This is a genomic window from Micromonospora sp. NPDC048935, from assembly GCF_043197875.1.
Taxonomy (GTDB): Bacteria; Actinomycetota; Actinomycetes; order Mycobacteriales; family Micromonosporaceae; genus Micromonospora.
In genome coordinates this window covers 273,854-289,513 of sequence record NZ_JBICTZ010000009.1, presented here as the reverse complement: position 1 = coordinate 289,513, position 15,660 = coordinate 273,854, and the positions used below count along the sequence as shown (strand labels likewise).

Sequence of the window (15,660 nt, the reverse complement as noted above, 5' to 3'; positions counted from 1 at the left end):
AGAGCACCGTGCCGAACGGAACCAGCCCGACGCCCGCCGCACCCGACCGGGTCGTCACCGCGCTGCGCAACGCCCTGAAGGAGAGCGACCGGCTCCGCCGCCGCAACGAGGAGCTGACCGCCGAGCCGATCGCGATCGTCGGCATGGCCTGCCGGTTGCCCGGCGGCGTCACGTCACCGGAGCAGCTGTGGGACCTCGTCGACGCCGGGCGGGACACGGCAGGCGATTTCCCCACCGACCGGGGCTGGCCACTGGACCGGCTGTTCAGCGACGACCCGGACCTGCCCGGGACCTCGTACGTCCGGCAGGGCGGCTTCCTCTACGACGCCGGTGACTTCGACCCTGCGTTCTTCGGAGTGTCCCCGCGGGAGGCGCTCGCCATGGACCCGCAGCAGCGGCTGCTGCTGGAGACGTCGTGGGAGGCGATGGAACGCGCCGGCATCGACCCGGGCACCCTGCGCGGCAGCCGGACCGGCGTCTACGCCGGAATCATGTACCACGACTACGGCGCCCCGATGGATCAGGTGCCGCCGGACGTCGAGGCGTTCATCGGCACCGGCAACGCGGGCAGCGTGTTCTCCGGCCGGATCGCCTACACGTTCGGTTTCGAGGGCCCGGCGGTCACCGTCGACACGGCGTGTTCGTCGTCGCTTGTCGCGCTGCACCTGGCGGCGCAGGCCCTGCGGCAGGGCGAGTGCTCGCTCGCCCTGGCCGCCGGCGTCACCGTGCTGGCCACCCCGGACGTGTTCATCGGCTTCAGCCGGCAGCGCGGGCTGTCCCCGGACGGGCGGTGCAAGGCGTTCGCCGCGGCGGCCGACGGCACCGGCTGGGCGGAGGGCGCCGCGGTGCTCCTGGTCGAGCGGCTCTCCGACGCCCAGCGCAACGGGCACCGGGTGCTGGGTGTGGTTCGCGGCACCGCGGTGAACCAGGACGGCGCGTCCAGTGGCCTGACCGCGCCGAACGGTCCGTCGCAGCAGCGGGTGATCCGGCAGGCGCTGGCGGCGGCTCGGCTGTCCGCGGCGGACGTGGACGCGGTGGAGGCGCACGGCACCGGCACCCGGCTGGGCGATCCGATCGAGGCGCAGGCGATCCTGGCCACCTACGGGCAGGACCGCGACGGCGACCGTCCGCTCTACCTCGGGTCGCTGAAGTCGAACATCGGCCACGCCCAGGCCGCTGCCGGCGCCGCCGGGGTGATCAAGATGGTGTTGGCCATGCGTCACGGCCGGCTGCCCCGGACCCTGCACATCGACCAGCCGACGCCGGCCGTGGACTGGGACGCCGGCCGGGTCGAGTTGCTCACCGACGCCATTGCGTGGCCGGAGACCGGGCGTGCCCGCCGCTGCGCGATCTCGTCGTTCAGCGCCAGTGGCACCAACGCCCACGTGATCCTGGAGGCCGCGCCCGCCGCCGTGGACGTCTCGCCGTCCGGCCCGGAACCGGCCGTGGTGGCGTGGCCGGTGTCGGCCCGCTCGGCTCCGGCGCTGCGCGGCCAGGTGGACCGGCTGCGCGACCACGTCGCCGGGGCGGACGTCTCCGGTGTGGACGTCGGTTTCTCCCTCGCGACGACCCGTCAGGCGTTCGCGCACCGCAGCGTGCTCGTCGGGCCCGGCGGCAGTGAGATCTCCGGCGTCCTGCCCTCGGCCGGCACCGGCGACGTGGGTTTTCTGTTCGCGGGTCAGGGTGCGCAGCGGCTCGGGATGGGCCGGGCGCTGGCCGGGTCGTTCCCGGCGTTCCGGGCGGCGTGGGAGCAGGCGTGCGCGGAGGTGGACGCGGTCCTGGGGCGTTCGCTGGTCGCGGTGGTGTGGGGCGACGACGCCGAGGTGCTGGCGCGCACGGAGTTCGCGCAGCCGGCGCTGTTCGTGTTCGAGGTCGCGTTGTTCCGCCTGCTGGAGTCGTGGGGTGTGCGGCCCTCGGCTCTTGTCGGTCATTCGGTGGGGGAGATCGCCGCCGCGCACGTGGCGGGCGTGCTGTCGTTGCCGGACGCGGCCCGGCTGGTGGTGTCGCGGGGTGCGTTGATGCAGGCGTTGCCGGCGGGCGGGGTGATGCTGTCGGTGGCGTTGCCGCAGGCGGAGGTGGCCCGCTTCGACGATGTGTCGGTGGCCGCGGTCAACGGCCCGTCGTCGGTGGTGTTGTCCGGTGCCGGTGACCGGCTCGCCGCCATCGAGGCGGTGTTGCGGGACGAGGGTGTGCGGGTACGCCGGCTCCGGGTGTCGCACGCGTTCCACTCGTCGTTGATGGACCCGATGCTTGACGACTTCCGGGCGGTGGTGTCGCGGCTGACGTTCGGCCCGGCGCGGATCCCGTTCGTGTCCACGGCGGCCGGTGACTGGTCCGATCCCGAGTACTGGGTCGGTCATGTCCGGCAGACGGTGCGGTTCGCCGATGCCGTGGCGGCGCTGCCGCCGCTGCGGACCTGTCTGGAGATCGGCCCCGACGCGACGTTGACCGGGCTGGCGGGGCAGTCGGACGTGGCCGCGTTCGCGTTGTGCGTCAAGGACCGGGACGAGGACGTCGCGGTCGTCGAGGGTGTGGCCCGGGCGTGGACGGTCGGCGTCACCGTGGACTGGGCGGCGGTGAACGCCGGTGGCCGGGTGGTGGACCTGCCGACGTACGCGTTCCACCGGGAGCGGTACTGGTTGCTGAACCGGACCGGCACCGCCGATCCGGCGGATCTGGGGCTGGCCGCCGCCGGGCATCCGTTGCTGGGTGCGGCGGTGGCGATGGCCGACGGTGGCGGTGTGGTGCTCACCGGGCGGGTCAGCCGGTCCGGGCAGTCGTGGCTGGCCGACCATCGGATCGCGGGCCGACTGCTGGTGCCGGGCACGGCACTTGTCGAGATGGCGATCCGGGCCGGCGACGAGGCCGGCCTGGGCCGGGTCGACGAGTTGACGGTGCAGGCGCCGATGGTGCTGCCCGACTCGGGTGGGTTGCAGGTGCAGGTCAGCGTGGATGCCGACGCGAACGTCCGGATCCACTCCCGGCCGGATGACGAGCAGCCCTGGACGCTGCATGCCGCCGGGACACTCGCCGAGGACACGGGGCCGTCGCCCGCCGCCGCCCCGCAGGCGTGGCCACCGCCGGGTGCGGAGCCGGTGGACCTGGACGGGTTCTACGAGCGGCTGGACGCGGCCGGCTCGGTCTACGGCCCGGCGTTTCGGAACGTGCGGACGGCGTGGCGATCGGGCCACGAGGTGTGGGCGGAGGTCGACGCGCCCGCAGACCTGGACCTGGCCGGGTTCGGTATCCACCCGGCCGTGCTGGATGCCGCGTTGCACCCGGTCGCGCTGACCAGCGCCGGCGCGGATCGCCCGATGGTGCCGTTCGCGTTCGAGGGTGTGCGCCTGCACGCCACCGGAGCGCGGAGTCTGCGGGTGCACCTGACGGCCACGGGCGCGGACACACTCAGCCTCACCGCGACCGACCCGGCCGGCGCGCCCGTCGTCGCCGTCGACGCGCTGACCCTGCGGCCGATCGCCGACCCCGCGGCCGCGCCGGTCGCCAACCTCTACCGGGTGCGGTGGACGCCACTCGCGGCGACCGGCGCGAACGCCCCGGTCGTCGCCGCGCTGCCGGTCGGCGCAACGGACCTGTCCGCGCTGGCCGCCGACCCGGTGCCGGACCTCGTCATCGCGTACGTCGAACAGGCGATCGGCCCGCGCGCCGCGGTCAACGACGTGGCCGGGCTGGCCCGCGCCTGGCTCGCCGACGCCCGTTTCGCCGACGCCCGCCTCGCCTTCGTCATCCGCTCCGGGGACCTGGCACACGCCGCCGCGGGCGGTCTTGTCCGATCCGCGCAGGCCGAGCACCCGGGCCGCTTCGCGCTCGTGGAGAACGACCGGGCCAAGCTCACCGCCGAGGACATCGCCGAGGCGGTCGGCCGCGGCGAGGACCACGTACGCATCGGCGAGGCCGAGGTCAGCGCCCCGCGCCTGACGGCGGCCGGGCAGGGCGACACCCTCGAACCGCCGGCCGAGCGACCGTGGCGGCTGGAGAGCACCGGCGCCGGCACCCTCGACGCGCTGCACCTCGCGCCCGCCGGCGCGGACGTCACCGGCCCGCTCGCCCCGGGCCACCTCCGCGTCGAGGTCCGCGCCGCCGGGGTCAACTTCCGGGACGCGTTGATCGCCCTGGGCATGTACCCGGGCGAGGCCGCGCCCTGGCTCGGTGACGAGGGCGCCGGTGTGGTCACCGAGGTCGCCCCGGACGTCACCGGTTTCGCCGCCGGTGACCAGGTGATGGGCCTGATCCCGCGCGCGTTCGGCACCCATGCGGTCGCCGACGCCCGCCTGATCGTCCCGCTGCCGGCCGGGTGGTCGTTCGAGACCGGGGCATCGGTGGGCATCGTCTTCGCCACCGCGTGGATGAGCCTGGTGGAGATCGCCGCGGTGCGTCCGGGTGATGTGGTGCTGGTGCACGCGGGCGCCGGTGGGGTGGGCATGGCTGCGGTGCAACTGGCCCGGCACCTGGGCGCGGAGGTCTTCGCGACGGCGAGCCCGGGCAAGTGGGACGTGCTCCGCGGGCTCGGGTTGGACGACACGCACATCGGGTCGTCCCGGTCGCTGGAGTTCCGGGATCGTTTTCTGGCCGCGACCGGCGGCCGGGGCGTGGACGTGGTGCTGAACGCGCTGGCCGGCGAGTACGTCGACGCGTCGCTGGACCTGCTGCCCGGCGGCGGCCGATTCGTGGAGATGGGCCGCACCGACATCCGGGACCCGGCCGCGATCGCCGCCGACCGGCCGGGCGTGACGTACCGGGCGTTCGACCTCGTCGAGGCCGGCCCGACAGCGATCGGAACCATGCTCCGCCAGGTGGTCGAGCTGGTGACCGCCGGTGCGCTACAGGTCCTGCCGGTGGCGTCGTGGGACGTGCGGCAGGCGCCGGAGGCGTTCCGGTTCGTCGCCCAGGCCCGCCACGTCGGCAAGGTGGTGCTGCGCGTACCGCCGGCCTGGGACCCGGACGGCACGGTCCTGATCACCGGCGGCACCGGCACCCTGGGCGCGGCTCTGGCCCGGCACCTGGTGTCCACGCGCGGGGTCCGCCGGCTGGTGCTGGCCGGACGGCGAGGGCCGCAGGCGCCGGGCGCACCGGAGCTGCGGGCCGAGCTGGAGGCGGCCGGTGCCGAGGTGACGATCGCCGCCTGCGACGTCGCAGATCGTGACCAGGCCGCGGCGCTGCTGGCCGGGCGGCGGCTGACCGCGGTGATCCACGTCGCCGGGGTGACCGACGACGCGGTGCTCGGGTCGCTGACACCGGAGCACGTCGACCGGGTGCTGCGGGCCAAGGCCGACGCCGCGTGGCACCTGCACGAGCTGACCGTGGGCCAGGATCTCGCCGCGTTCGTGCTGTACTCGTCGGCGTCCGGCATCGTCGGCACACCCGGGCAGGGCAACTACGCCGCGGCCAACGCGTACCTCGACGCGCTCGCCGCCCACCGCCGCACACGCGGTCTCCCCGCCGTCTCGCTGGCCTGGGGGCTGTGGGACGCGGAAAGCACGATCACCGGCAAGCTTGGCGACGCCGACCGGGCCCGTGTGCAGCGTTCCGGCGCGCGTCCCCTCACCACGGCCGAAGGGCTGGCGCTGTTCGACGCGGCGCTGCGCCTCGACGAGCCGCTGGCCGTGCCGATCGGCCTCGACCTCGGTGCCCTGCGCGCGACCGCCGCGGCCGGCAAGCCCGTGCCGGCGCTGTTCCGCGCACTCGTCCGGCCCGCCGCCCGTCGCGCGACCGCCGGCTCCGCGGCGGCGCCGGACGGGCGGGAGTGGTTGCGGCGGGTGGAGTCGGTGTCCGGGGAGGAACGGCTCCGGCTGGTGCTCGACCTGGTCCGGGAGCAGGCCGTGGCGGTGCTGGGATTCGGTGACGTGACCGGGGTTCCGGTGGACCGGCCGTTCCGGGAGGTGGGATTCGACTCGCTGACCGGCGTCGAACTGCGAAACCGGTTGAACGCGGTGACCGGTCTGCGGCTGGCGGCGACGGCGGTGTTCGACCATCCGACGCCCGGTGAGTTGGCGGCGCACGTGATCACCCACCTCGATCCGGCCGACGAGAGCCGGGCGGTGCCCCGGATCCTCAACGACCTCGGACGGCTGGAGGCGGAACTCGCCGGCCTCGTCGCCGGGGACGCCGCACGCCTTGAGATCAGCCTGCGGCTGCGCACCATCCTCGCCCGGTGGGACGACACCCCGGACCGGCCCGCCGACGCGGTCGGTGACGTGGCGACCGCCACCGACGACGAACTGTTCAGCTTGCTCGACGACGAACTTCGCACTCCTGACGCGGCCCGGGACAGGTGACCATGAGCAACGAAGAGAAGCTCCGTTCGTATCTCAAGCGGGCAACGGCCGACCTGCGGGACGCGCGCCAGCGCCTCGCCGAGTTGGAGGAGCGCGACCAGGAACCGGTCGCGATCGTCGGCATGGCCTGCCGCTACCCGGGCGGCATCGCCTCCCCCGAGGACCTGTGGGACCTGGTCGCCGGTGGCCGGGACGCGATCGGCGGCTTCCCGGTGAACCGCGGCTGGGACCTCGACGCGCTCTACGACCCGGACCTGCGGACACCCGGCACCTCGTACGTCCGCGAGGGCGGCTTCCTGCACGACGCGGGCGAGTTCGACGCCGGACTGTTCGGCATCTCCCCGCGCGAGGCGCTGGCGATGGACCCGCAGCAGCGGATCCTGCTGGAGAGCTCCTGGGAGGCGCTGGAACGCGCCGGGATCGACCCCGGCGCACTGCGCGGCAGCGCCACCGGCGTCTTCATCGGCGCCGGCCACCCGGGGTACGGCACCAAGTTCGGCAGCACGCCGCAGGAACTCGAGGGCTACTCGATGACCGGTAAGGCGGCCAGCGTCATCACCGGGCGGATCAGCTACACGTTCGGGCTGGAGGGTCCCGCCGTCACCGTGGACACCGCGTGCTCGTCCTCGCTTGTCGCCCTGCACCTCGCGGTCCGCGCACTGCGCCAGGGCGAGTGCTCGCTCGCGCTGGCCGGTGGGGTCACCGTGATGCCCTCGCCGGAACTGTTCGCCGAGTTCAGCCGTCAGCGTGGGCTGGCCCCCGACGGGCGCTGCAAGCCGTTCGCCGGAGCGGCGGACGGCACCGGCTGGGCCGAGGGTGTCGGTGTGCTGCTGGTGGAGCGGCTTTCCGACGCGCGGCGCAACGGGCATCGGGTGTTGGCGGTGGTGCGGGGTTCGGCGGTCAACCAGGACGGTGCGTCGAACGGGTTGACCGCGCCGAACGGTCCGTCGCAGCAGCGGGTGATCCGGCAGGCGCTCGCCAGCGCCGGGCTCGCCTCCAACCAGGTGGACGCGGTGGAGGCGCACGGCACGGGTACGACGCTTGGTGACCCGATCGAGGCGCAGGCGTTGCTCGCCACGTACGGGCAGGGCCGCGAGCCGGACCGGCCGCTCTGGCTCGGCTCGCTCAAGTCGAACATCGGGCACGCCCAGGCGGCCGCGGGCGTCGGCGGCGTGATCAAGATGGTGATGGCGCTCCGCCACAGCTTGCTGCCCCGCACCCTGCACGTCGACGAGCCGACGCCCCGCGTCGACTGGGAGTCCGGCGCGGTGTCCCTGTTGACCGAGGCCCGCCCCTGGCCGGCCGGCGATCGTACCCGGCGTGCCGCGGTCTCGTCGTTCGGCGTGAGTGGCACCAACGCACACGTGATCGTGGAGGAGGCCCCCGACGAGGAGGCCCCCGAGGAGACGCCCGTCGCACCGGCGCGGGTCGGCGGCGGGATGCTGCCCTGGGTGTTGTCCGCCCACGATCCCGAGGCGGTGCTCGCCCAGGCGCGACGACTGCGCGAGGCGGCGGCGACGGCCGCGCCGGACGCCGTGGCCCGCACCCTGGCGCGAGGCCGCGCGGTGCTCGGCCGGCGCGCGGTGGTCGTCGGATCCACCCGGGAGGAGCTGCTGTCCGGCCTGGACACTGTCGTTCCCGGTGGGGGCGTCGCGGAGGCGGCGTCGCGTCCGGTGTTCGTGTTCCCGGGTCAGGGTGCGCAGTGGGCCGGGATGGGTGTGGAGTTGGCGGAGGCGTTTCCGGTGTTCGCGGATGCCTTGGCCGAGTGTGCGGAGGCGTTGCGTCCGGTGGTGGGTTGGGATCTGCTCGCGGAGTTGTCGGGTGATCTGTTGCGGGTGGATGTGGTGCAGCCGGCGTCGTGGGCGGTGATGGTGTCCCTCGCCCGGTTGTGGGAGTCGTTCGGTGTGACTCCGGCTGCGGTGATCGGTCACTCGCAGGGGGAGATCGCGGCGGCCGTGGTCGCGGGTGCGTTGTCGCTTGCCGACGGTGCCCGGGTGGTCGGCCTGCGGAGCAGGGTGATCGCGTCGCGGTTGGCCGGCAAGGGTGCGATGGCGGCGGTGGCTCTGCCGGTGGACGAGGTGCGGGCCGGGTTGACCGGTGGTGTGGCGGTGGCGGCCGTGAACGCGGAGTCCTCGGTGGTGATCTCGGGTGATCCGGCGGAGGTTGACGCGCTGGTCACGGCGTGGGATGCCGCGGGGGTGCGGGTGCGGCGGGTCGCGGTGGATTACGCGTCGCATTCACCGCAGGTGGAGGTGTTGCGTGCGGAGTTGGTGGAGGCGCTGGGTGGGATTGCGCCGCGTGCGTCGCGGGTGCCGTTCTATTCGACGGTGAGCGGTGGTGTGCTCGACACGGCGACGATGGATGCGGGGTACTGGTATCGGAATCTGCGGCAGACGGTGGAGTTCGCCGCGACGGTGGAGGTGTTGCGGGCCGACGGGTTCGACACGTTCGTGGAGTGCAGTTCGCATCCGGTGTTGACGGTGGGTATTCCGGAGGCGGTTGGGTCGTTGCGCCGTGATGACGGTGGTGCGCGTCGGTTCGTGACGAGCCTGGGTGAGGCGTACGTCGCCGGGGTGCCGGTGGAGTTCGGGTCGTTGCTGGGGGAGGGCCCACTCGCCGACCTGCCCACTTACGCCTTCCAGCGCCGGCACTACTGGCTCGTCCCGGCCGAGGCGGCGACGAGCGGTGGCGACGACGACGGCTTCTGGACGGCCGTCGAGAACGGGGACGTGGCCGCCCTGGCCGGCTCGCTGGCGACCGCCGAGGACGACCTACGGCGGGTGCTGCCCGCCCTGACCGGATGGCGTCGCCGCCGGCAGGAGCAGGCCACGCTCGACTCCTGGCGCTACCGCATCGACTGGCGTCCGCTCACCGTCACCGGCCCCGGCACCCTCACCGGCGCCTGGCTCGTCGTCATCCCGGCGGGCCCCACCCAACCGTGGGCCGCGGAGGCCGTGCGCGCCCTCCGCGACTCCGGCGCCGACGTCACCGAGTTGGTGCTCGACGCCGCCACCGCCGACCGGGCCGCCCTCGGCGGCGACCTCGCCCGGCGCGCCGGCCTGACCGGCGTCCTGTCCCTCCTCGCCCTCGACGAGCACCCGCTGCCGGACCACCCGGCCGTCACCGCCGGGTACGCCGCGAACCTCGCGCTCGCCCAGGCGATGGCCACCGCCGGCACCGGGGCACGCCTGTGGTGCGCCACCCGGGGAGCCGTCGCCGTGACCCCCGGCGAACGACCCGCCAGCGTGTCGCAGTCCCCGCTGTGGGGGCTTGGCAGGGCCGTCGCCCTGGAACACTCCGACCTCTGGGGTGGCCTGATCGACCTGACCGCCACGCCCGATCCGGACGCCCGCGACCGGCTCACCGCGGTCCTCGCCGGCCTCGGCGACGAGGACCAGGTGGCGCTGCGGCCCACCGGTGTCCTGGCCCGCCGGATGGTCCGTGCGCCGCTGCACGGCGCGACGCCGGGCCGCACCTGGCGTCCCGACGGCACCATCCTGGTCACCGGCGGGACCGGCGCGCTCGGCGCCCATGTCGCCCGGTGGCTGGCCCGGGCCGGCGTACCGCACCTGCTGCTCCTCAGCCGCCGGGGAGCCGACGCGCCCGGTGCCGCCGAACTGTGCCGCGAACTCACCGCGCTCGGCACCGAGGTCACCCTCGCGGCCTGCGACATCACCGACCGCCACCAGCTCGCCGCGCAGCTCGACGCCATCCCGGCCGACCGCCCGCTGACCGCCGTCGTGCACACCGCCGCGGTGCTCGACGACGGCATGGTCGACGCGCTGAGCCCCGCCCGCGCCGACCGGGTGCTGCGGGTCAAGGCCCTGGGCGCCGTACACCTGCACGAGCTCACCCGGCACCTCGACCTCTCCGCCTTCGTACTCTTCTCGTCGTTCTCCGCCACCTTCGGCACGCCGGGCCTCGGCAACTACGCACCCGGCAACGTCTTCCTCGAGACCCTCGCCGCGCAGCGCCGCGCGGACGGCCTGCCCGCCACCGCCGTCGCCTGGGGCACCTGGGCCGGCGCCGGAATGGCCGAGGGCGCCGTCGGAGACCGGGCGCGACGGCACGGCATCTTCGAGATGTCCGCCGACGCCGCCACCCGGGCTCTGCAGCAGTCCCTCGACCACGACGAAACCTGCCCGATCGTGATCGACCTGCGGTGGGACCGGTTCGCCGTGGTATTCACCTCGGAACGGCCCAGCCGGCTGCTCGACGAGATCCCGGAGGCCCGGGCGGCGTTCACCACCGCCGAGGCACCGGAGGCCGAGGAGACCGGGGCGCTGACCCGGCGGCTGCGGACCCTGTCACCGGAGGCGCAGACCCGCGAGCTGACCGAGCTGGTCCGGGTCAACGCCGCGCTGGTGCTCGGCCACGACGGACCCGCCACGATCGACCCCCGGCACGCGTTCCGGCAGATCGGCTTCGACTCGCTGACCGCCGTCGAGCTGCGCAACCGGCTCAACGGCCTGACCGGGCTCCAGTTGCCCGCCACCCTGGTGTTCGACTACCCGACCCCCCGGGTGCTCGCCGAGCACCTGCGGACCACCCTGACCGGCGGCGACCACACGCCGGACTCGGTCGCAGCTGTCCACACCGGCGCGGAGGACCCAATCGTCATCGTCGGGATGGCCTGCCGCCTGCCCGGCGGGGTCGCCTCGCCGGACGACCTGTGGCGGCTCGTCGATTCCGCGGGCGACGCGATCACCCCGCTGCCCACCGGCCGCGGCTGGGACGTCGACGGCCTGTACGACCCGGACCCCGACGCCCCCGGCCGCACCTACGTCCGAGTCGGAGGTTTCCTGCACGACGCGGACCGCTTCGACCCCGACTTCTTCGGCATCTCCCCGCGCGAGGCGCTCGCCATGGACCCGCAGCAGCGGCTCCTGCTCGAGGTCGGCTGGGAGCTGTTCGAGAACGCCGGCATCGACCCGGACACCCTGCGGGGCAGCCGCACCGGCGTGTTCGCCGGGCTCACCCACCACAACTACGGCATCACCGACCCCGGCGTGCCGGTGCCGGCGGGGCTAGAGGGCTACCGGATGACCGGCAACACCGCGAGTGTCGCGTCCGGCCGCATCGCGTACACCTTCGGCTTCGAGGGCCCGGCAGTCACGGTGGACACCGCGTGCTCGTCGTCGCTCGTCGCCCTGCACCTCGCGGCGCAGGCCCTGCGCCGCGGCGAGTGCGCGATGGCGATCGCCGGTGGTGTCACGGTGATGTCCTCCCCGGCCGCGTTCACCGAGTTCAGCCGGCAGCGCGGGCTGGCCCCCGACGGGCGCTGCAAGCCGTTCGCCGAGTCCGCCGACGGGTTCGGGCTCGCCGAGGGGATCGGGCTGCTGCTGGTGGAGCGGCTTTCCGATGCGCGGCGTAACGGGCATCGGGTGTTGGCGGTGGTGCGGGGTTCGGCGGTGAATCAGGATGGTGCGTCGAACGGGTTGACGGCGCCGAATGGTCCGTCGCAGCAGCGGGTGATTCGGGAGGCGTTGGCCGACGCGCGTCTGTCCGCTGCCGAGGTGGACGCGGTGGAGGCGCACGGCACGGGTACGACGCTTGGTGACCCGATCGAGGCGCAGGCACTGCTGGCCACGTACGGGCAGGACCGTGACCCGGACCGGTCGCTCTGGATCGGCTCGCTGAAGTCGAACATCGGGCACACCCAGGCCGCCGCCGGTGTGGCCGGAGTGATCAAAATGGTCCAGGCCATGCGGCACGGCACCCTGCCGAAGTCGCTGCACGTCGACGCGCCCTCCTCGCACATCGACTGGTCCACAGGCGGGGTGACAGTGCTCGACGAGGCCCGGCCCTGGCCGCGGACCGGTGCCCCGCGCCGCTTCGGCGTCTCGTCATTCGGCATCAGCGGCACGAACGCCCACATCCTCTTCGAGCAGCCGGAGCCCGCGACGGTTCCGGCCGAGCAGCCGGCGGCCGCTGTCGTGCCGTGGGTGCTCTCCGCGCGTGGCGGCCGGGCGTTGCAGGCCCAGGCGACCCAGCTCCGCGAGCACCTGACCGACGCGGACCCGGCCGCGGTCGCGCGGTCACTGGTCCGCACCCGGGCGCAGCTGAGCCACCGCGCCGTCGTGGTGGGCGCGGACCTGCCCGAGCTCGTCGCCGGCCTGGACCGGGTCGCCGCCGGAGTCGCCGACATCGTCGGTACGGCGAACGCGGCCTCGCCCGACCGTCCGGTGTTCGTGTTCCCGGGTCAGGGTGCGCAGTGGGCCGGGATGGGTGTGGAGTTGGCGGAGGCGTTTCCGGTGTTCGCGGATGCGTTGGCCGAGTGTGCGGATGCGTTGCGTCCGGTGGTGGGTTGGGATCTGCTCGCGGAGTTGTCGGGTGATCTGTTGCGGGTGGATGTGGTGCAGCCGGCGTCGTGGGCGGTGATGGTGTCGCTCGCCCGGTTGTGGGAGTCGTTCGGTGTGTCCCCGGCGGCGGTGGTGGGTCATTCGCAGGGGGAGATCGCGGCGGCCGTGGTGGCGGGTGCGTTGTCGCTTGCCGACGGTGCGCGGGTGGTGGGGTTGCGGAGTCGGGTGATCGCGTCGCGGTTGGCCGGCAAGGGTGCGATGGCGTCGGTGGCTCTGCCGGTGGATGCGGTGCGGGCGGTGCTGCCGGAGGGTGTCGCGGTCGCGGCGGTGAATGCGGCGGAGTCGGTGGTGGTGTCGGGTGACCCGACGGGTGTCGACGCTCTGGTCACCGGTTGGGAGAGCGCTGGGGTGCGGGTGCGGCGGGTCGCGGTGGATTACGCGTCGCATTCGTCGCATGTCGAGGTGTTGCGTGCGGAGCTGATCGAGGCGCTGGGTGGGATTGCGCCGCGTGCGTCGCGGGTGCCGTTCTATTCGACGGTGACCGGTGGTGTGCTCGACACGGCGACGATGGATGCGGAGTATTGGTATCGGAATCTGCGGCAGACGGTGGAGTTCGCCGCGACGGTGGAGGTGTTGCGGGCCGACGGGTTCGACACGTTCGTGGAGTGCAGTTCGCATCCGGTGTTGACGGTGGGTATTCCGGAGGCGGTTGGGTCGTTGCGCCGTGATGACGGTGGTGCGCGTCGGTTCGTGACGAGCCTGGGTGAGGCGTACGTCGCCGGGGTGCCGGTGGAGTTCGGGTCGTTGCTGGGGGAGGGCCCACTCGCCGACCTGCCCACGTACCCCTTCCAGCGGGAGAGCTACTGGCTGCGGGCCGACCCGGCCGAGGCCCCGGCCAGTGCCCGGGACGAGGTCGAGGCGAAGTTCTGGGAGGCCGTCGAACGGGAGGACCTGGAGTCCCTGGCCGACTCGCTGAGCGCCGGCCCGGACGACCTCGAACGGGTGCTGCCGGCCCTGTCCGGTTGGCGTCGCCGGCACCGCGAGCACAGCACCATCGACTCCTGGCGCTACCGCATCGACTGGCGGCCGCTGCCCGACGCCGTCACGCCCCCGCTCACCGGAGCCGTCCTGGTCGTCGCCGGCCCGACGGAGCCGGCCGGCGACGCGCTGGCGGCGCACCTGGCGGCCGGCGGTGCCGACGTGCACCGCCTCGACGTCAGCGCCGAGGACCTCGACCGTGCCGTACTCACCGCCCGGATCGGCGAGCTGGCCGCCGCCGGCACCACGATCGGCCGGGTGGTCGGTCTGTGGGCGCTGGACGAGAGCGCCCACCCGGAGCATCCCTGCCTCAGCGTCGGCGCCGTCGGCAGCCTCCACCTGCTGCAGGCCCTGCACGACCTGGGGATCGAGGCGCCGCTGTGGCTCCTCACCCGGGGCGCGGTCAGCACCGGCGGCGGCGAACCGGTCACCTCGCCCGGCCAGGCGCAGGTGTGGGGTTGGGGCCGGGTCGCCGCGCTGGAGCACCCCCGCCTCTGGGGCGGCCTCATCGACCTGCCGGAACACCTCGACGACCGGGCGCTGCGCCAGGTCGCGCGGGCGCTCACCGCGCCTGACGGCGAGGACCAGCTGGCCGTCCGGCCGGGCGGCACGTTCGTCCGCCGGCTCGCCCGGGCGCCGCTGGCCGGGCGTACCCCGGCGCGGCCGTGGCAGCCGCGCGGGACCGTCCTGGTGACCGGTGGAGTCGGCGGCATCGGCAGCCACCTCGCCCAGTGGCTCGCCCGCAACGGCGCCGAGCACCTGGTGCTGATCAGCCGCCGCGGCAGCGACGCGATCGGCGCGCCCCAGTTGGCCGCCGCGATCACCGAGCTGGGCGCCCGGGTGACGGTCGCCGCCTGCGACATCACCGACCGGGACGCGCTCGACGGCCTCGTCGACGGCCTGCGCGACGCCGGAGAGAAGATCACCGCCGTGGTGCACGCCGCCGCGCACATCGGCCTCGGCTCGCTCGCCGACCTCGACGCGGCCACGCTCGCCGAGATCTGCCGCGCCAAGGTGGTCGGCGCCCAGCACCTGGACGAGATCTTCGCCGGGGCCGACCTGGACGCATTCCTGCTGTTCTCGTCGATCGCCGGGTTCTGGGGCAGCGGCGACCACGGCGCGTACGCCGCCGCCAACGCCCACCTCGACGCGATCGCCGAACGCCGCCGCGCGAACGGCTCCGCCGCCGCCTCGATCGCCTGGGGCATCTGGGACGCCGCCAACGACTGGGACGAGCAGAACACCCGCATCCGGACCCTCAAGAACGAGAAGTCCAGCCGGCACGGCCTGCCGTTGCTCGACCCCGGCCCGGCGTTCACGGCGCTCCAGCAGATCGCCAGCCACGACGAGACAGTCGTCGCCGTCGCCGACGTCGAATGGGGCCGGTTCACCGCGCTGTTCACCATGGCGCGCGGCAACCGCCTCCTCGCCGACCTTCCGGAGGCGCAGGTCGCCGCCGACGAACCCACCGGCGGCGACGCGGCCGAGGGCACCGGCGAGTTCGCCGCGAAACTGTCCGGCCGGCCCCGGGTGGAGCAGCAGCACCTGGCGCTCGACCTGGTCCGGGCGCAGGCCGCGGCGGTGCTTCGCCACGGTGGTGGCGCCGAGGCGATCGACACCGGGCGCGCCTTCCGCGACATGGGGTTCGACTCGCTGACCGCCGTCGAGCTGCGCAACCGGCTGCGGACGGCGACCGGCCTCACCCTGCCCGCCACTCTCGTCTTCGACCATCCGACACCGGCCGACCTGGCCGCCCAGTTGGTCGACCGGCTGGTGCCGGACGAGGACAGCCATCCGATGCTCGGCTCCCTGTCGGCGATGGAGGCGGCACTGGGCGCCACTCCACCCGACCCGGAGACCGGTGCACTGATCGCCAAGCGCCTGCAGAGCCTGGTCTGGAGCATCACCGGCACGAACGGCGACCACGCGGTCGCCCCGGAGACCGCAGTGGACGTGTCGTCCGCGTCCGCCGACGAACTGTTCGACCTGATCGACCGGGGCCTCACCGCCCCCTGAGCGTCGCCCGG

The 15,660-nt window shown here is 74.1% G+C and carries 1 protein-coding gene and 1 pseudogene; both read left to right on the top strand.

Annotated elements, in window-relative coordinates; genetic code table 11:
* Positions 1–74 precede the first annotated feature (74 nt).
* Positions 75–6,293, top strand: a pseudogene (locus ACGFIW_RS24685) (type I polyketide synthase); the annotation flags it as partial.
* A 2-nt stretch (positions 6,294–6,295) separates the two neighbouring features.
* Complete coding sequence (locus ACGFIW_RS24680) at positions 6,296–15,649, top strand: type I polyketide synthase (RefSeq protein ID WP_393320012.1); 9,354 nt, start codon at positions 6,296–6,298, stop codon at positions 15,647–15,649.
* Positions 15,650–15,660: the final 11 nt, after the last annotated feature.